An 18657-nucleotide genomic window follows, 5' to 3' on the forward strand; every position below is an offset into this window, starting at 1 on the left:
CGTCCCGCTACGAGCCCGCGGAGCCGCGTGGCGGGCCGGTCGTGCCCGGCACCTCGCCCTCCAGCCCGTACGGCGGCCCGCCCGGCGGCGGCCCCGTCTCCTACGGACCGGGCGGGACCGGTTACCCGCCTCCCGGCATGCCGGGCCCGTACCAGCAGGGACCGCAGGCGCGGCCCGGCAACGGCCTGGCGACCGCGTCGCTGGTGCTGGGCGTGGCCAGCCCGTTCCTGGTGTTCGTCTGCTTCACCGGCCTGCTCACCGCGATCCTGTCGATCGTCTTCGGCTGCGTCGCCCTCAGCAAGGGCGTGGGCAGGGGCCGCGCCATCGCCGGCATCGTGATCAGCGTGCTGGCCCTGATCCTGTTCACGATCGTGGCCGTGTGGTTCTGGAACGTGGTGCAGGCGTGTGGCCAGCTGCCCAGCGAACTCGCCGACGAGTGCTTCAAGCGGAGATTCCCCTGGATGGAACGGCCCTAGCCGAGCGGCAGGTGGCCGGACAGGTCGGCTCGGGCGCCGCTCGCTGAGACGGCGCCCTTGGCCACGGCCTCGTCCCAGGTGAGGCGGCCGAGCGCGAGCTCGATCCAGGTGCGGGCGTCCATCTCGACGACGTTGGGGGGAGTGCCGCGCGTGTGGCGGGGGCCCTCGACGGCCTGGACGGCCGCGTACGGCGGCACGCGTACCTCGACCGTCCGACCGGGAGCGGCCGTGGCGAGCCGGTCGAGCAGGTGGCGCACGGCCTGCCGGGCGGCGTCGCGCTCGGGGGTGAGGCCGCGGTCGTAGGCGGTCAGGACGGCCGAGACCAGCGCGTCCGGCAGCGTGCCGGCGGGGCCGTCGTAGGGCGGCTCGTCGAGCGCGACGAGCTGGGCGTCGAGCGCCGCCCTCAGCTTCTCCGGGTCAGGTCTGCGTGGTGGCACCCGCCCATTGTCTCCCGGAAGGGCGTCGGTCCTCCCGGTAAGCGTTCACCGTGCCGGAGTGCGTCGTTCACCCGCGGTTCCGCCGGTGCTCGTAGCGTCCGAGCCGAACTACCGCGCACCCTTTGGAGTCCCCGTGGCGAACCGGCACCTTCCGCTGCTCACTACGCACCCATCCGGCCACAAGTCCGGCCGCTCGGCGATGACCTGCCAGTTCCGCTGCGGCAACGCCTGCGCGCACGAGGTGGGCAACGACAGTGGCAACACCTATTTCGGCGACGTCGTCGCCGAGGCGATGTCGCGCAGGGGCATGCTGCGCGCCGGCGCCCTGGGCGCCCTGGTGGTGGGCTCCGGCGTGGCCGGTGCCGTCCCGGCGCTGGCGGACCCCGTGCGGCCCGAGGAGGCCGGCGAGGCCGAGGCGTTCGGCCGTCGCGGCGGCGACCTGCGCTTCACGCCCGTGCCGCCGAACACCGACGACGCGCTGCGGGTGCCCGAGGGCTACACCTCCTCCGTGGTGGTGCGCTGGGGTGACCCGGTGCTGCCCGGCGCGCCCGCGTTCGACTTCGACAACCAGACGGCCGAGGCGCAGGCCAAGCAGTTCGGCTACAACTGCGACTTCGTGACGCTGTTCCCGATGGGGCGCGACCGCGGGCTGCTGTGGGTGAACCACGAGTACACGACCGAGGCGCTGATGTTCCGCGGCTACAAGGGCGGCGGCACGGCGACGGAGGAGCAGATCAAGATCGCGATGGCCGCGCACGGCGGCTCGGTGGTCGAGATCGAGCGGGTGCGGGGCACCGGCCAGTGGAAGCTGGTGACCGGCGGCCGCAGGCGCTACAACCGGCGGGTCACCGTGCACACCCCGATGAGGTTCAGCGGTCCGGCCGCGGGAAGCGACCTGCTCAAGACGGCCGCCGACCCGGCCGGCGCGAGGCCGGTGGGCATGCTGAACAACTGCGCCGGCGGCACCACGCCCTGGGGCACGGTGCTGACCGCCGAGGAGAACTTCGACCAGTATTTCGTCAACGGCGGCAAGGTGCCCGCGCCGCAGCTGCCGTACATCTCCCGCTACACGATCCCGACCGGCGTCTCGTCGAGCAGCCGCAGGTTCGACCGGATCGAGGAGCGCTTCGACCTGGCCAAGCACCCGAACGAGGTCAACAGGTTCGGGTGGATCGTGGAGATCGACCCGTTCGACCCCGACTCGACGCCGGTCAAGCGCACCGCGCTCGGCCGCTTCAAGCACGAGGCCGCCCCGACGACGCTCTCCCGTGACGGCCGCCTCGTGGTCTACATGGGCGACGACGCACGCTTCGAGTACGTCTACAAGTTCGTCTCGAAGAACCGCTACATCCCGGGCTTCGACCGGCACAACCGCAGGCTCCTCGACGAGGGCACGCTGTACGTGGCCAGGTTCACCGGCGACAGCCCCAAGACCGAGATCGACGGCACCGGCAAGCTGCCGTCCGACGGCGCGTTCGACGGCTCGGGCGAGTGGATCCCGCTGGTCAGCGGCGACAGGTCGTACGTGGACGGCATGACCGCCGCCGAGGTCCTCGTCTACACCCGCGTGGCCGCGGACAAGGTCGGCGCGACCAAGATGGACCGGCCGGAGGACGTGGAGCGCAACCCCGTCACGGGCGGCGTCTACATCGCGCTGACCAACAACACCAACCGCACCGCCGCCCAGGTGGACGAGGCCAACCCGCGCCCCTCCAACAAGCACGGCCACGTCCTGGAGATCGTCGAGCGCCGCGACGACGCCGCGGAGCTGGCGTTCGCCTGGTCGTTGCCGCTCGTCTGCGGTGACCCGAACGACCCCGCCACCTACTTCGCCGGGTACGACAAGACCAAGGTCTCGCCGATCTCCTGCCCGGACAACGTGGCGTTCGACCGCGCGGGCAACCTGTGGATCTCCACGGACGGCAACGCGCTCGGCACGAACGACGGCCTGTTCGCCATGCCGGTGCGGGGCAGGGAGCGCGGCCACCTCAGGCAGTTCCTCACGGTGCCGGTGGGGGCCGAGACCTGCGGGCCGCTGGTCACCGAGGACCGGCGCAGCGTGTTCGTGGCGGTGCAGCACCCTGGCGAGGTGGACGGGGCGACCCCCGACAGCCCGGCCAGCCGCTGGCCCGACGGCGCCCAGCCCCGACCGTCGGTGGCGGTGGCGTGGCACACCGATGGCAAGAAGATCGGTGATTGAGCCGCGAAAATCAGTTGACCTCAAGTTAGCTTGAGTTTCTACGCTTCCATGCCATGAGCATGGAAGTGACCGCGTGGCACCAGCTGTATTCGATGAACAACCAGCGCGAGCGTCGTCCTGTGTCCAGGGCGACGCTCCGCCGCGTCTGGGGCTTCGCCCGGCCGCACCGCGGCAGGCTGGCGGTGTTCCTGCTGCTGAGCGTCGTGATGGCGGCCCTCGCTGTGGCGCCGCCCGTCCTGGCCGGCAGGGTGCTGGACGCGATCGGCCGGGGTGAGGCGCTCGGGGTGGTGGCCGGGCTCGCCGTCCTGATCGCGGGGCTGGCGATCGCCGAGGCCGGGCTCGGGCTGCTGACCCGGTGGCTGTCGTCCAGCCTGGGCGAGGGGCTCATCCTGGACCTGCGCACGGCGGTCTTCGACCACGTGCAGCGCATGCCGGTCGCCTTCTTCACCAGGACCCGCACGGGGGCGCTGGTCAGCCGGTTGAACAACGACGTGATCGGCGCGCAGCGGGCGTTCACCGACACGCTGTCCGGCGTGGCGGGCAACGTCGTGACGCTCGTGCTGGCGCTGACCGTGATGATCGGCATCTCCTGGCAGATCACGCTCCTGGCGCTGCTGCTGCTCCCGGTGTTCGTGCTCCCCGCGCGGCGGATCGGAGTCAGGATCGCCGGGATGAGGCGCGAGGCGGCCGACCACAACGCCGCCATGGGCACCCAGATGACCGAGCGGTTCTCCGCGCCCGGCGCGACGCTGGTCAAGCTGTTCGGCCGGCCCGCGTACGAGTCGGCCGAGTTCGCCGCGCGGGCCCGCCGGGTGCGCGACATCGGCGTGCGCTCGGCCCTCGCGCAGTCGGCCTTCGTCACCGCGCTGACGCTCGTCTCGGCCCTGGCCCTGGCGCTCGTCTACGGCCTGGGCGGCTTCTACGCGCTGCGCCAGCAGTTGGAGCCCGGCTCGGTGGTGGCGCTGGCGCTGCTGCTGACCCGCCTCTACTCGCCGCTGACCGCGCTCGCGAGCGCCCGGGTGGACGTGATGAGCGCGCTGGTCAGCTTCGAGCGCGTCTTCGAGGTGCTCGACCTCGAGCCGCTCATCAAGGAGAAGCCGGACGCGGTACGGGTGCCGGACGGGCCCGTCTCGGTCGAGTTCGACGGCGTGCGCTTCGCCTACCCCTCGGCCGACAAGGTCTCGCTCGCCTCGCTGGAGGAGGTGGCGGCTCTCGACAGCCGCGGGGGCGTCGAGGTGCTGCACGGCGTCTCCTTCCTGGCCGAACCAGGGCAGATGGTCGCCCTGGTGGGCTCCTCCGGCGCCGGCAAGTCCACGATCGCGCAGTTGCTGCCCCGCCTGTACGACGTGGACGCGGGTGCCGTCCGGATCGGCGGGGTGGACGTGCGCGACCTGACCGCCGGCTCGATCCGCGAGACGCTCGGCATGGTCACCCAGGACGGTCACCTGTTCCACGACACGATCAGGGCCAACCTGCTGTTCGCCAGGCCCGAGGCGGGCGAGGAGGAGATCTGGGAGGTGCTGCGCCGGGCGCGCCTCGCCACGCTGATCGAGTCGCTGCCCGACGGGCTCGACACGGTGGTGGGGGAGCGCGGCTACCGGCTGTCCGGCGGCGAGCGGCAGCGGCTCACCATCGCCCGCCTGCTGCTGGCCAGGCCCCGGGTGGTCATCCTGGACGAGGCCACGGCCGCGCTCGACTCCACCTCGGAGGCGGCCGTGCAGGAGGCGCTGGGCGAGGCGCTCGAGGGGCGCACCGCCGTGGTGATCGCGCACCGGCTGTCCACCGTGCGCGCCGCCGACGTCATCCTGGTGATCGAGGACGGCCGCGTGGTGGAGCGGGGCACGCACGCCGAGCTCCTCGCCGCGGGGGGCCGTTACGAGGAGCTCCACACCACTCAGTTCGCCGAGCCGGCGGTGGCCGAGGCCGCCTGAGGCACCGGCGGCCGGTCATCGGGGGTGCGGCGGGCGCGCAGCGCGTACAGGCCGGCCGGGACGCCCACCAGCACGACCGCCGCCGCGATCACGAGGGTGAACTGGTAGGCGTCGAGGAAGGCGGCCAGCGGGGGCAGGTCGCTCCCGCCCTGCCGGGAGGTCAGCAGCGCGCCGAGGACCGTGATGCCGAGCAGCCCGAACACCTCGCGCGACACGTTCAGCACCCCCGAGGCCACCCCGGACCTGCCCGCGGGCATCCCGTCGAGCATGGCCGCGGTCAGCGGCACCAGCAGGCCCGCGCCCAGCCCGTACGCCAGGAACCAGGGCAGCACGTCGCCGTACCCGCCGCCGGCCCCCACCCGGGACAGCATGAAGATCGAGATGGCCATGAGCGCCATCCCGGCGGCCACGGTGGCGGCGATGCCGAACAGCCGGGTGATCCGCTGCGACGAGATCGCGACCAGCGCCATCAGCACGGCCATCGGCACGAACGCGCCCCCGGCCTCGGTCGGGGAGAAGCCGAGCACGTTCTGCAGCCACAGCGCGCTGAAGAAGTAGATGCCGAACACGCCGAACGACCAGATGCCGTTGGTCAGCACGCCCCCGGTGAACACCCGGGACCGGAAGAGCGACAGGTCGATCATCGGTTCGGCGGCCCGGGTCTCGACCAGCACGAAGGCGGCGGCGGCCAGCGCCGAGACGCCGAACGCGGTCAGGATCCCGGGTGAGGTCCAACCGGCCGCCTCCCCCTCGATCAGCGCGTACGTCAGGGCGAACAGCGCCACGGCGGACGTGGCCAGCCCCGGCAGGTCGAGGCTGTGCCGTACGCGGACCGAGGCGGGCCTGACGGCCCAGAGCGCCAGCCCGGCCGTCACCACGCCCAGCGGCACGTTGATCAGGTAGATCCAGCCCCAGTGCAGGTGCTCGCTGATGAAACCGCCGGTCACGGGGCCGAGCGCCATGGACAGCGCGCCCGTCGCGCCCCAGACGCCGACGGCCCGCCCGCGTTCATCGGGGTCGGGGAAGATCTGGGTGATCAGCGACAGCGCCGTCGGGGTGAGCATGGCCGCGCCCACCCCCTGTACGGCCCGCGCCGCGATGAGCATCGCCCCGCCGGTCGCGAGCCCCGCGGCCAGCGACGCGCCGGTGAAGATCAGCACCCCGGTCGTGAACACCCGCCTGGCGCCGAAGACGTCGGCCAGCCGGCCGCCCGCCAGCATCAGGCCCGCGAACACGAGGATGTAGCCGCTCACGATCCATTCCAGACCCGAGATCGTCAGCCCCAGCTCCCGCTGGATCGTCGGCAGCGCGACGTTCGCCACGTTGTTGTCGAGGTAGGTCATCAGCGTCCCGAGCGTCACCGCGCCCAGCGCCCACCACTTCCGGTCCACAGCCCCTCCTGTACGTCGTACTTGTACGCTGTATAGTTGAACTTGTACGCCGTATAGTTGTCAACCGTGATGGGAAAACTGACGGCGGACGCGATCGTGCGGAGGGCGCTGGAGGTCGGCGACGCCGAGGGCCTCGACGCCGTGACGATCCGGCGACTGGCGGGGGACCTGGGTGTGACCCCGATGGCCCTCTACTGGCACTTCAAGAACAAGGAGCAGTTGCTCGCCGGCATGGCCGACCACCTCGTCGGCGGGTTCGCGCCGGGGCGGGCAGCCGACGACCGGCCGTGGCGCGAACGGCTACGCGACCTGATCGAGGGTCTGATCCGCGTGCTGCGCACCCACCCGTGCGCCCGGACCGTGCTGGAGCAGGTCGACCAGGCCTCGGTCCCCGCCTTCCTGGCCGTCTGGGACCACGCGCTCGGGCTGGCCCGCGGGGCCGGGTTCGGCGTCGAGGAGAGCTGTCTCATCTCCAGGTACCTCCTGCAGAGCGCGATCAGCATCGCCGACGCTCCCGTGCACCTCCGGTCCCGCCACACCCCGGAGGAGATGGAGGAGATCGTCCGGCTCAAGCGCGTGGCCCTCCAGTCGCTGCCCGCCGACCGCTACCCGCACCTCGTGGAGATGGCGGGGCCCATCGTCGCGGGCATGGACGCCGGCTTCTACGACACCTTCGGCGTCGATCTGATCCTCAGCGGCATCGAGACCCTCGCGGCCTGCCGTCGCGCCCCGTGACACCTCACCGGCGGCCGGGGCGGGCGAGGACGGCCAGGACCGCGCCGGCCAGGGCGACCGCGCACAGCACCGCGTACGTCCGCCGGAATCCGTCCATCAACTGCTCCACCGCCACCGGCGACAGCGTGGAGAGCGTCCCCGCGTACACCTGGGCCCCGAGCTTCGGTCCCACGGACGCGGCCAGCACGCTGAGCGACAGGCCGACGCTGAGCACGATGCCCACGTTCATCACCATCAGCCGCAAGCCGTTCACCACGCCCAGGCCCCCGCCCGGCAGCGCGCGCATGACCTGCGTGGTGTTGCCGGTGAGGAACGTGCCGCTGCCGCAGCCCGCCACGAAGAGCCCCACGCCCACGACCCAGTACGGCGTGCGGGGCCCGACCGCCAGCAGCAGGACGCCCAGCCCGGCGGCGCTCAGCAGCGAGCCCCCGACCGAAAGCGCGTACGGCGAGACCCGGCGCCCGAGCGCGCCCGCGACAGGCGAGGCGAGGGCCATGCCCACCGGCACCGGGAGCACGCTGAGCCCGGCCGTGAAGGCGTCCTCGCCCCGCGCCGCCTGGAAGTACAGTGCCGCGATCAGGATCAGCGAGGCGCGCGCCAGCGCGTTGCAGAACGACGCCAGGTTGGCCAGGGCGGGCATCCGCCCGCCGATCAGCCGGGCGTCGAGCACCGGGTGCGAGGCCCGCCGCTCCACCAGCACGATGAGCGGCACCAGTGCCGCGAACACCGCCGCCCCGGCGATCGCCACCGGGCTCGACAGCCCGCGCGAGCCGGTCTCGGACAGCGTGATCAGCAGCGCCGACAGCGCCGCGAACACCAGCGCGTTGCCCAGCGCGTCCACCGGCTCCTTCGGAGCCTTCGGCACCTTCCGCAAGGTGATCGCGCCCCAGACGAGCGCCACCAGCCCGGCCGGCACGTTCACCCAGAAGATCCACTGCCAGCCCGCGGTCTCGGCGATCAGACCGCCGATCGTGGGCCCCGCCAGCTGCGCGACCGACAGGGTGCCGATGTAGACGCCCATGCCCTGGCTGAGCCGCTCCGGGGGGAAGGCGTCGGTGATGATGACCGTGCCGTTGGCCAGGATCATCGCCGCGCCGGCAGCCTGCACCACGCGCATCGCCACCAGGAACCACACGTCCGGCGACAGCCCGGCCAGCAGCGACGCCACGGTGAACAGCGCGAACCCCGCCAGGTAGACCTCGCGCCGCCCCAGCAGGTCGGCCACCCGCCCGAAGAAGACCAGGCTCGCCGTGTTCACCAGCAGGAACGACAGCAGGATCCAGCCCGACTGGAACGGGTCGGCGTCGAAGTGGCGCACCACCGCGGGTAGCGCGACGTTCAGCGTGCTGCCCGCGATGCCGATGAGGACCAGACCGAGGCTGGTGACGGAGCACACCCGCCAGGCGTAGCGCAGCCGGCTGCGGTATTCGGGGGAGACCGCGACCATGCCCTCCACTATGACGTACATCGTACGTACGCGGAGGGGCGGGGCTCACCGGGCGCGCTTGCGCAGCCCCTCCATGTCGTGGATCACCACGCGCCGCCGGCCGGTCTCGATGAGCCCCCGGTCACGCAGCGTCCGCAGGGCCTTGCTCACCGCCTCGCGCGAGGCGCCGGTCCAGCCGGCCAGCTCGTCCTGCGAGAGCGGCAGCGTCACGCGCACCCCGCCGTTGGTCTTCTCGCCGTAGCGCTCGGCCAGCTCCAGCAGCCGGGTCGCCACCCTGCCGGTCGTGTCGAACGCGCCGTACTCGATGCGCTTGCGGTCGGCGTCGCGCAGCCGCCCGGTGACGAGCCGCATGAGCAGCACGGCGACCCGCCCGTGGTTCTGCAGGAACGCGGGGAAGTCGCGGACCACGACGCCGGCGATGGGCTCCAGCGCGGTCACGGTGGCCGAGCGCGGGGAGCCGTCGATGGCCGACATCTCGCCCAGCAGCCCGCCCGGCCCGCGCACGGCGAGCACCACCTCGGTGCCGCTGCTGGTGTGCGACGACACCTTGACCCGGCCCTCCGTCAGCACGAGCACCCAGTCGGACGTGTCGCCCTCGGTCATCACGGTCGTGCCGCGTTCCCAGCGCCGCGGCCTGCCCGCGGCGCGCAGCGCCTCGACCTCGTCGGGGGTCAGCATGGAGAGGAACTCGCCGGCCTCAGGGTTCATGCGCCCGATTATGGCGGTTACGGCGGGCCGCGTTCTATCTCATGGCGGCCAGAACCTTTTCCACCAGAACCCTTTCCACGGCCCGCCCTACTCCAGAGCGGCCAGTACGTACGCGGCCACCCGCTCCTCCTTGCCCTTCAGCGAGAGCTTCCCGAGGGGGGTCGCCTTGGTCCCGCGGCCGAGCTGCCTGAGCGTCGTCTCCCCGATCACCACGGTGCCGGGCTCGGCGAGCGACTGGAGCCGGGCGGCCACGTTCACGCAGTCGCCCATCGCGTTGAAGCCGCGCAGCCGGGGGCTGCCGATGTTGCCCACGAGGGCCGGACCGGTGTTGACCCCCACCCGGAACATCGGCCACTCCACCTTGTCCACCCGGTTCCGGGCGGCCTCCTCGGCCACCTCCGCGGCGGCCCGCTGCATCGCCAGCGCGGCCCGGCAGGCCGCCCTGGCGTGGTCCTGCTGCGAGGCCGGAGCGTTGAACAGGGCCAGCATCGCGTCGCCCACGAACTGCACGATCGTGCCGCCGTTGTCGAGGATGCAGGGCACCGCGGCCGTGTGGTAGCGGTTGAGCATCTCCACGATCTCGCCGGGCGTGACCCGCTCGGAGAAGGTGGTGAAGCCCTTGAGGTCGGCGAAGAGCGCGGTCAGCTCCTTGAGCTGGCCGCCGAGCGCCGCCTGCGTGGGATCGGCCAGCAGGGCCTGGGCCACGTCGGGCGACATGTACTGCCGGAAGAGCGTGTCGAGCTCCTGGTAGAGGCGGGCGTTCTCGAGCGAGATCGACAGTTGCCCGGCGAGCGTGGCGGCCAGCGCCTCGTCCTGCGCGGTGCGGCCGACCGGCACCTCCAGCGCCCCCGCCAGGCGGCCCTTGACCGTCAAGGGGAAGGCGAGCAGCTCGCCGTGCCTGACGGGCGCGTCTCCGTCGAACGCGTACTCGCGGGAGCCGATGTGGGTCCTGCCTCCGGACACCAGCCCGATCCGCACGTCGCCGAACGCCTGGCGCACCCGTTCGAGCGCGCCGGCCAGCAGCTCGGTCTCGGGCAGGCCGACGCGGGTCTGCGCGCTCACGTAGACCATGGCCGCCAGGCGTTCGGAGAGCTCACGCTCGCTGGCCAGGGCCGCGCCCGCCCGGTCGAGCACCGCCGCCTGGCCCTCGTTGAGCCGGAACTTGCCCGACAGCCTGGTCGCGGCCAGCGGTTCGCCCCGCCGTACGTGCTCGACCAGCTCCTCCAGCACCTCGTCGTACTGACGCTGGATGCGGGCCACGGTCGCCGACAGGGCCACCGAGTCGAACAGGCCCGCGCTGGACCCCTCGCGCCTGAACTCGATGTAGGCGCTGTAGGCGACGAACACGAACGCGAACGTCAGCAGGACGTGCCACAGCCACCACGTCAGGTGCCAGTTGAGCTGCGACATCCCGGCCACCATGGACTCGGCGAGCAGCGCGTACGCCGTGATCAGGCTGATCAGCATGGCCGACGGCCGCCGCCGGTGCAGCATGAACATCATCACGGCCGACACGACGTAGAGGCCCAGACCGGGGAGCGCGCCCCAGGCCACCAGCGGGCTGTATTCGCGCAGCGGCGGCCGGCTGAGCGGCGTCAGCCCGTCGATGAGCGAGGCCAGCCCCCAAAGGATCATGAACCCGAACAGCACGCCCCGGATCAGGTGCTGGTAGGCCAGCACGGCCGCCGCCGCCCGCTCGCCCAGCGAGAGCGCCGAGGCCGCCGCGAACCCGGCCGCGATCGTGAGCCCGACCTGCTGCCCGAGGTCGAACCCCACCGAGCCGGTGGGCAGGATGACCTGCGGCGTGGCCAGCCCGTGCAGGAAGAAGAACCCGGCACTGGCCAGGAACACCATCGAGACCAGGAACAGCCTGGCGTCCTGCCGCCTGCGGGAGGCCTCGCTGATCAGCGTGCCGAGCACCACGTTGATCCCGGCCACCGTGATGATCATCCAGAAGTGGCTGGGGTTGTGGTGCCACTCGATGTTGAGCTGCGGCCGGGCCAGCAGCAGCCAGAGCCCGATCAGGGGCAGTGCCAGGTGGATGGCCCAGACGACGCCGCGTACCGGTTGCGTGGCTGGAGGGAGGTAGGGGCTTTCCGTCGGCAAGGTCATCCTCCGTCGAACGTCGCCGCCGAACATCCCCGATTATCCCCGGCCGATGTGGCGCGCCAATGCGTCGTTTTACGCACAAGTCTTGCGCATGGACGGGGGCGGCCGGGCCGGTACGGCACACCGTACCGGCCCTCGCGGCCGGGTCTCGCGCCCGGCTCAGCCGAACAGGGCGGGCAGCGTGGCCGTGTGCGTCTCGCGCAGCTCGGAGACCGGCACCTCCAGCGCGCCCTCCACGACCAGCGACGAGCCGCCCGTCGTGCCGAGGCCGTAGCAGGGCACCTCGTGCTCGGCGCAGAGCGCGGCCAGCTCGTCGAACGCCCCGGGCCTGACCGCCACCAGCGCCCTGGCCGACGACTCGCTGAACAGGGCCGTGAAGGGGTCGCCGGTGAGCGTCACCGTGGCCCCGATGCCGCGCGCCAGGCACGACTCGGCCAGCGCGACGGCCAGGCCGCCGTCGGACAGGTCGTGGGAGCCCTCGACGAGGCCGCGCCCGGCCGCCTCGACCAGGACGGCGGCCAGGGCCCGCTCCGCCTCCAGGTGGGCCTGCGGCGGCAGGCCGCCGAGGTGGCCGTGGACGACGTGGGCCCACTCCGAGCCGCCGAACTCCTCGCGCGTCTCGCCGAGCAGCGCGACGCGCAGGCCCCCGGCGGTGAAGCCGGTGCGGACGCGCCTGGCCACGTCGTCGATCACGCCCAGCACGCCCACCACGGGGGTGGGGTGGACGGCGGTGGCGCCGGTCTGGTTGTAGAAGGAGACGTTGCCGCCCGTGACGGGGACGCCGAGCGTGCGGCAGGCGTCGGCCAGGCCGCGCACGGCCTCGGCGAACTGCCACATGACCTCGGGGTCCTCCGGGGAGCCGAAGTTGAGGCAGTTGGTCACGGCCAGCGGCCTGGCGCCGGTCACGGCGACGTTGCGGTAGGCCTCGGCCAGCGCGAGCTGCGCGCCCGTGTACGGGTCGAGCCGGGCGTAGCGGCCGTTGCCGTCGGTGGCCAGCGCGATGCCCCTGGTCGTCGGCTCCGCCCCCGCCATGACCTCGGAAACGCGCAGCATGCCCGCGTCGGCGGGCTGCGCCAGCACGGTGTTGGAGCGGACGTAGCGGTCGTACTGAGAGGTCACCCACTCCCTGGAGGCCAGGTTGGGCGAGCCGAGCAGCCGCAGCAGGGTGGCGCGCAGGTCGGCGGGCCGCTCCAGCCTGTCGGGGGTGTCGGCGTTGAGCGCGGCCTGGCCGGCGGGCTCGTGGTAGGGGCGCTCGTAGACCGGCCCCTCGTCGGCGGCGGTGCCCGGCGGGATGTCGACGATGACCTCGCCGTCCCACGTCATCACCAGCCGCCCGGTGTCGGTGACCTCGCCGATGACGGTGGCCGGGACGTCCCACTTCTGGCAGATCGCCATGAACGCGGGGATGTCGCTCGGGCGGACGACCGCCATCATGCGCTCCTGCGACTCGCTCATGAGGATCTCCTCGGGCCTGAGCGAGGGGTCGCGGAGCGGCACCAGGTTGAGGTCGACGCGCATGCCTCCGGTGCCCTTGGCGGCCAGCTCGGTGGTGGCGCACGAGACGCCGGCCGCGCCCAGGTCCTGGATGCCCACGACGACGTCGGCCGCGTAGAGCTCCAGGCAGCACTCGATGAGCAGCTTCTCCATGAACGGGTCGCCCACCTGCACGGCGGGCCGCTTGGCGTGTGACTCCTCCTCGAAGGTGGCGCTGGCCAGCACGGACGCGCCGCCGATGCCGTCGGGGCCGGTGGAGGCGCCGAACAGCACCACCTTGTTGCCGGGGCCGGGCGCGGTGGCCAGCTTGATCTGGTCCTTGCGCAGCAGGCCCACGCAGAGCGCGTTGACCAGCGGGTTGCCGATGTAGCAGGGGTCGAAGACGACCTCGCCGCCGATGTTGGGCAGGCCCAGGCAGTTGCCGTAGTGGCTGATGCCCTCGACCACGCCGGGCAGCACGCGCCGGGTGTCGACGGCGTCTGCACCGCCGAAGCGCAGGGAGTCCATCACGGCGACCGGGCGGGCGCCCATCGACATGATGTCGCGCACGATGCCGCCGACGCCGGTGGCGGCCCCCTGGTGCGGCTCCACGTAGGACGGGTGGTTGTGCGACTCGATCTTGAAGGTGGCGGCCCAGCCGTCGCCGATGTCGACCACGCCGGCGTTCTCGCCCATGCCGACGAGCAGCGCTTCGGACTTCGGGGCCTTGGTGGCGAACTGCCGCAGATGCACCTTGGACGACTTGTACGAGCAGTGCTCGGACCACATCACGCTGTAGATGGCCAGCTCGGAGCCCGTGGGACGGCGGCCGAGGATCTCCTTGACCCGGTCGTACTCGTCCTGCTTCATCCCGAGCTCGGCGAACGGCATCGGCTCGTCCGGTGTGCTCTCGGCCCTCTTGACGGAGTCGGCGCTCATGCGTTCACCAGCTTCTTGAGGATGGAGGCGAAGAAGCCGAGGCCGTCGGTGCTCGGCGCGCCGACCAGTTCCTCGACCGCGTGCTCGGGATGCGGCATGAGGCCGACCACGTTGCCCGCCTCGTTGCGGATGCCCGCGATGTCGTTCATCGACCCGTTGGGATTGCCGTCCAGGTAGCGCACCACCACCTGGCCGGCGGACTCGAGCGCGGCGAGCGTCTCGGCCGAGGCCACGTAGCGGCCCTCGCCGTGCTTGACCGGCAGCACGATCTCCTGGCCGGGTGAGAACGAGCCGGTCCAGGGCGTGCCGGTCTGCTCGATGCGGACCCGCTGGTCACGGCAGACGTAGTGGAGCGAGGCGTTGCGGGTCAGCGCCCCCGGCAGCAGGTGCGCCTCGCACAGGATCTGGAACCCGTTGCACGTGCCCAGGACGGGCAGCCCGGCCCGTGCCGCCGGGACGAGCTCCTGCATCAGCGGCGCGAACCGCGAGATGGCGCCGCATCTCAGGTAGTCGCCGTAGGAGAAGCCGCCCGGCAGGAACACCGCGTCGACCCCCTTGAGGTCGTGGTCGGCGTGCCACAGCGGGACCGCCTGGGCGCCCACGAGACGCACGGCTCTGGCGGCGTCCTGGTCGTCGAGTGTGCCTGGAAACGTGACAATGCCCACACGGGCAGCGCTCATGACAGTCGTCCCCTTCGAGGATGCGCACGCCACCGTCGTCTCGGGGTGGACGGGGGCGGTAGTCCCAGGTTATCGGGTGCGGCCGGATGTTCCTCGACGGGCATGCGCGGGGGCGCGTGTCGGGCCGCCGGGCGCAGGGCCGTCAGACCGCGGCGAGCTGGCGGGGACGGGCGTCGGCCTCGTCGTCCCAGGCGAGCTGCTTGCGCAGGTGGACCGTGGTGCCACGGCCGGGGGTGATGCCGAAGGAGATCTCGTCGACCACGGACCGCATGATCAGCAGGCCGCGGCCGTTCTCGGTGTCGGCGGGTGGAAACCGCAGCGGCATCGACGGCAGACCACCTCCACTGTCGGCCACGCGCACGTCGCAGCGGCCGTATCCGATCGACGCCGTCACTTCGTAGCGGTTGGCGGGACCCCCGTGCCGCACCGCGTTGGAGCACGCCTCGGAGACGGCGAGCAGCATGTCGGAGATGCAGGTCTCGCTCACGTTGAGCGACCTCATGGCATCGCCGAGCACTCGCCTGACCATCGGTATGCCGATAGCATCCCGAGGCAGCGCCAACGAGAACTCAATGTCCACCGGACTCCTCCGGGCTCCGGAATGTCACCTGGAGTAGGTTTCCCCGTGAAATCGGGGCTAACCGCAAAATCACGTTGTTGTTATTTAGTGTTGGCACGCGCGTGGCATTGTGGCACGCCGGAACCCGGCTTTAAGCCACTTGGGGGAATCCCAGGGGCGAAACGTGCCGAACTAGCCCTCAATCCGGACGCTGTAGTCCTCGATCACCGTGTTGGCCAGCAGCGTCTCGGCCATTTTTCGGACATCCGAAACCGCCGCCTCATCGGCCGGGCCGTCCAGCTCGATCTCGAAGCGCTTGCCCTGCCGCACCTCCGACACCCCGGAGAAGCCCAGCCTGGGCAGCGCGCGGGCGATCGCCTGACCCTGCGGGTCGAGGATCTCGGGCTTCAGCATGACGTCCACGATGACGCGCGCCACTGCGTTCCTCCTGGTTAGAGCCCGGACAGGGCCTGGACATGGCGGGGGTTGGGAAAGCCAGCCTACCGGTGCGTGTGGCCGTCGGCACAACGGGAACGGGGAGGGCATGGGGCTTGCGCGGAGGGCTGTGACGTCTGCCACGATGTCCCCAAACGCGTACGAACCACCATCACATGGTCCGACGCCCAGCAGGCCGGCATGAGGTGGTAACCCCATCTAGACCGGCCCTGACCGCACAGGAGTGGCACGTGACCGTCGACGCCTCTCGTGGTGCCGAAGCACCCCCGGAGCTCGTCCAGCTGCTCACCCCGGAAGGAGAGCGGGTCGAGCACCCCGACTACGACATCGACCTCGGGCCGGAAGAGGTCAGGTCCCTCTACCGCGACCTGGTCCTCGTCAGGCGCATCGACCTGGAGGCCGTGGCCCTGCAGCGGCAGGGCGAGCTCGGCATCTGGGCCTCGCTGCTCGGCCAGGAGGCGGCGCAGATCGGCTCCGGCCGCGCGCTGACCGACGCCGACATGGCCTTCCCCACCTACCGGGAGCACGGCGTGGCCTGGTGCCGCGACGTCGACCCGGTGAAGCTGCTCGGGCTGTTCCGCGGCGTCAACCACGGCGGCTGGGACCCGCGGGAGCACAACTTCCACCTCTACACGATCGTCATCGGCAGCCAGACCCTCCACGCGGTCGGCTACGCCATGGGCATCCAGCGCGACGACGCCACCGCGGCCGCCATCGCCTACTTCGGCGACGGCGCCACCTCGCAGGGCGACGTGAACGAGTCGTTCATCTGGGCCAGCGTGTTCAACGCCCCGATCGTGTTCTTCTGCCAGAACAACCAGTGGGCCATCTCCGAGCCGCTGGAGAAGCAGACCCGCATCCCCCTCTACCGGCGGGCCTCCGGCTTCGGCTTCCCGGGCATCCGGGTCGACGGCAACGACGTGTTCGCCTGCCTCGCGGTCACCCGGCAGGCGCTCAAGAACGCCCGCGAGGGCCAGGGCCCCACGCTGATCGAGGCGTTCACCTACCGCATGGGCGCCCACACCACCACCGACGACCCCACCCGCTACCGGGTCGCCAGCGAGCTGGAGGCGTGGAAGCTCAAGGACCCGATCGAGCGGGTCAAGTCCTACCTGTTCAAGAACGAGCTCGCCGACCAGGAGTTCTTCGACTCGGTCGAGGCCGAGGCCGACCGGCTCGGCGCCGACCTGCGCAGGCGCTGCCTGGCGATGCCCGACCCCGGGCCGCTCGACATCTTCGACCACGTCTACACCGGGCCGCACCCCCTGATCGACGAGGAGCGCGCCCAGTTCGCCACCTACCTGGAGGGCTTCGAACGATGACCGTGTTCAGCCTCTCCAAGGCGCTCAACGAGGGCATGCGCAAGGCGATGGAGGACGACTCCAAGGTCCTCATCATGGGCGAGGACGTCGGCAAGCTCGGCGGCGTCTTCCGCGTCACCGACGGCCTGCAGAAGGACTTCGGCGAGGACCGGGTCATCGACACCCCGCTCGCCGAGTCGGGCATCGTCGGCACCGCGATCGGCCTGGCGCTGCGCGGCTACCGGCCGGTGTGCGAGATCCAGTTCGACGGCTTCGTCTTCCCGGCCGCCGACCAGATCATCACCCAGCTCGCCAAGATGCCGATGCGGTCGCTGGGCGCGATCAGGCTGCCCGTGGTCGTGCGCATCCCCTGCGGCGGCGGCATCGGCGCGGTCGAGCACCACAGCGAGTCGCCCGAGGCATACTTCACCCACACCGCCGGGCTGCGCGTGGTGGCCTGCTCCAACCCGGCCGACGCCTACACGATGATCCAGCAGGCCATCCGGAGCGACGACCCGGTGATCTTCTTCGAGCCGAAGCGCCGCTACTGGGAGAAGGCCGACGTCGACACCACCTCCACCGACTGGTGGACCCCTCTCGACAAGGGCAATGTGGTGCGACCGGGCACCGACGCCACGCTGATCGCCTACGGCCCCATGGTCAAGACCTGCCTGGAGGCCGCGACGGCCGCCGAGGACGACGGGCGCTCCCTGGAGGTCATCGACCTGCGCTCGCTCAACCCGCTCGACGCGCCGCTCGTCATGGACTCCGCCCGCCGTACGGGCCGGGTCGTGGTGGTGCACGAGGCCCCCGTCAACAGCGGCTTCGGCGCCGAGCTGGCCGCGCGGATCACCGAGCAGTGCTTCTACAGCCTGGAGTCGCCGGTGCTGCGGGTCGGCGGCTTCTCCACGCCGTACCCCCCGTCGAAGCTGGAGGAGCACTACCTGCCCGACCTGGACAGGGTGCTCGACGCCGTCGACCGCGCCTTCGGCTACTGAGAGGGGGCTCGTTTCATGCGACGTGAGTTCAAGCTCCCCGACGTCGGGGAAGGGCTGACCGAGGCGGAGATCGTCCGCTGGCACGTCAAGGAGGGCGACGCGGTCAAGGTCAACCAGATCGTCGTCGAGATCGAGACGGCCAAGTCCATCGTCGAGCTGCCCATCCCGTGGGACGGGGTGGTCGCCGGGCTGATGGCCGGCGAAGGCGACACGATCGACGTGGGCGTGCCGATCATCGCGGTCGACACGGCCGAGGACGGCCCCTCTCCCGGTCCCTCTCCCGACGCTGCCTCCGGTACGCCCGGCGCGCCTGGCCGGGGCGAGGCCCTGGCCGACGACATGGTGCCGAGCCCGCCCGCCGAGGGGGCGACCGCGGGTCCGGCCCCCAAGGAGGAGCGCCAGGCGGTCCTGGTCGGCTACGGCGTCAAGGTCGGCGCCACCAAGCGCCGTCCCCGCAAGCGGGCCCCGTCCGGACCCGCCTCCCAGGGCTCCCGAGGCACGGCTGCCCAGGCGGGCCAGGGTGAGGCGGCTCAGGGAGTCCAGGCGGGCCAGGGTGAGGCGGCCAGGCCCGCGCAGGTGCCGACGATCCCGGCGCACCCGGTCGCCAACCCGTCACGGGTCGAGCTCGACACCCTCGGCGGCCCGCCCGCCGCGACCCCGGCCCGCGTGTCCGTGCTGGCCAAGCCGCCCGTGCGCAAGCTGGCCAAGGACCTCGGCGTGGACCTCACCACGGTGGCCGGGACGGGTCCCGAGGGCTCGATCACCCGCGACGACGTGCGCACGGCCGCCCAGGCCACCCGCCCGGCGCCGGGCGAGG

Annotated in this window: 16 protein-coding genes; 7 read left to right on the forward strand and 9 right to left on the reverse strand. The window is 71.8% G+C overall.

Features of this window, described 5'->3' with window-relative positions; translation table 11 throughout:
• A partial coding sequence (locus DQW85_RS13870) for a DUF4190 domain-containing protein (protein WP_162794966.1) occupies positions 1-476 on the forward strand: 476 nt, incomplete at its 5' end.
• Here DQW85_RS13870 and DQW85_RS13875 read toward each other — a convergent pair.
• Positions 473-913, reverse strand: a complete 441-nt coding sequence (locus tag DQW85_RS13875) for a sterol carrier family protein (protein WP_113700730.1) — start codon at positions 911-913, stop codon at positions 473-475. The two genes, DQW85_RS13870 and DQW85_RS13875, sit on opposite strands and share 4 nt — an antisense overlap.
• 133 nt (positions 914-1046) lie before the next feature.
• Here DQW85_RS13875 and DQW85_RS13880 point away from each other — a divergent pair, with 133 nt between their 5' ends.
• Together DQW85_RS13880 and DQW85_RS13885 are read left to right on the forward strand one after the other, a co-directional pair.
• Entirely contained in the window at positions 1047-3113 is a 2067-nt protein-coding gene (locus tag DQW85_RS13880) for a PhoX family protein (RefSeq protein WP_240197160.1), read from the forward strand.
• A gap of 53 nt (positions 3114-3166) precedes the next feature.
• Complete coding sequence (locus DQW85_RS13885) at positions 3167-5044, forward strand: ABC transporter ATP-binding protein (RefSeq protein WP_113700731.1); 1878 nt, start codon at positions 3167-3169, stop codon at positions 5042-5044.
• On the opposite strand, the gene DQW85_RS13890 is transcribed toward DQW85_RS13885, so the two are convergent.
• Positions 5008-6435, reverse strand: coding sequence for an MFS transporter (locus tag DQW85_RS13890; protein ID WP_113700732.1), 1428 nt, complete (start codon positions 6433-6435; stop codon positions 5008-5010). The genes DQW85_RS13885 and DQW85_RS13890 overlap by 37 nt on opposite strands.
• Before the next feature lie 69 nt (positions 6436-6504).
• Here DQW85_RS13890 and DQW85_RS13895 point away from each other — a divergent pair, with 69 nt between their 5' ends.
• Entirely contained in the window at positions 6505-7170 is a 666-nt protein-coding gene (locus DQW85_RS13895) for a TetR/AcrR family transcriptional regulator (protein WP_113700733.1), read from the forward strand.
• Positions 7171-7174: 4 nt separating this feature from the next.
• On the opposite strand, the gene DQW85_RS13900 is transcribed toward DQW85_RS13895, so the two are convergent.
• From DQW85_RS13900 to purS, 7 genes are all read right to left on the reverse strand, one after another.
• Positions 7175-8638 carry an MFS transporter gene (locus DQW85_RS13900; RefSeq protein ID WP_240197161.1) on the reverse strand — a complete coding sequence of 488 codons (1464 nt, stop codon included), beginning with the start codon at positions 8636-8638 and terminating at the stop codon, positions 7175-7177.
• 24 nt (positions 8639-8662) lie between these two features.
• On the reverse strand, positions 8663-9325 hold the full coding sequence (locus tag DQW85_RS13905; protein WP_113700734.1) for a Crp/Fnr family transcriptional regulator: 663 nt from the start codon (positions 9323-9325) through the stop codon (positions 8663-8665).
• 87 nt (positions 9326-9412) lie between these two features.
• Positions 9413-11431 (reverse strand): adenylate/guanylate cyclase domain-containing protein, encoded by a 2019-nt coding sequence (locus DQW85_RS13910; RefSeq protein WP_240197162.1) that lies wholly within the window; start codon positions 11429-11431, stop codon positions 9413-9415.
• A 162-nt stretch (positions 11432-11593) separates the two neighbouring features.
• The gene (purL, locus tag DQW85_RS13915; protein WP_113700735.1) at positions 11594-13846 is read right to left on the reverse strand and encodes a phosphoribosylformylglycinamidine synthase subunit PurL; all 2253 of its coding nucleotides are present in this window, start codon (positions 13844-13846) and stop codon (positions 11594-11596) included.
• Positions 13843-14526 carry a phosphoribosylformylglycinamidine synthase subunit PurQ gene (purQ, locus tag DQW85_RS13920; protein ID WP_113700736.1) on the reverse strand — a complete coding sequence of 228 codons (684 nt, stop codon included), beginning with the start codon at positions 14524-14526 and terminating at the stop codon, positions 13843-13845. Before purQ ends, purL begins: the two co-directional genes overlap by 4 nt.
• A gap of 142 nt (positions 14527-14668) precedes the next feature.
• Positions 14669-15055, reverse strand: a complete 387-nt coding sequence (locus DQW85_RS13925) for an ATP-binding protein (protein WP_113700737.1) — start codon at positions 15053-15055, stop codon at positions 14669-14671.
• A 222-nt stretch (positions 15056-15277) separates the two neighbouring features.
• Positions 15278-15523, reverse strand: coding sequence for a phosphoribosylformylglycinamidine synthase subunit PurS (gene purS / locus DQW85_RS13930; RefSeq protein WP_205315109.1), 246 nt, complete (start codon positions 15521-15523; stop codon positions 15278-15280).
• 248 nt (positions 15524-15771) lie between these two features.
• Here purS and pdhA point away from each other — a divergent pair, with 248 nt between their 5' ends.
• The 3 genes from pdhA to DQW85_RS13945 all read left to right on the forward strand — a co-directional run.
• Positions 15772-16863, forward strand: coding sequence for a pyruvate dehydrogenase (acetyl-transferring) E1 component subunit alpha (pdhA, locus tag DQW85_RS13935; RefSeq protein WP_113700738.1), 1092 nt, complete (start codon positions 15772-15774; stop codon positions 16861-16863).
• The gene (locus DQW85_RS13940; protein WP_113700739.1) at positions 16860-17840 is read left to right on the forward strand and encodes an alpha-ketoacid dehydrogenase subunit beta; all 981 of its coding nucleotides are present in this window, start codon (positions 16860-16862) and stop codon (positions 17838-17840) included. The genes pdhA and DQW85_RS13940 overlap by 4 nt, the downstream gene beginning before the upstream one ends.
• Before the next feature lie 15 nt (positions 17841-17855).
• Positions 17856-18657 (forward strand): biotin/lipoyl-containing protein (locus DQW85_RS13945; RefSeq protein WP_205315110.1); only part of this gene is annotated, 802 nt, incomplete at its 3' end.

This window comes from Nonomuraea lactucae (genome assembly GCF_003313395.1).
GTDB classification, from domain to species: domain Bacteria; phylum Actinomycetota; class Actinomycetes; order Streptosporangiales; family Streptosporangiaceae; genus Nonomuraea; species Nonomuraea lactucae.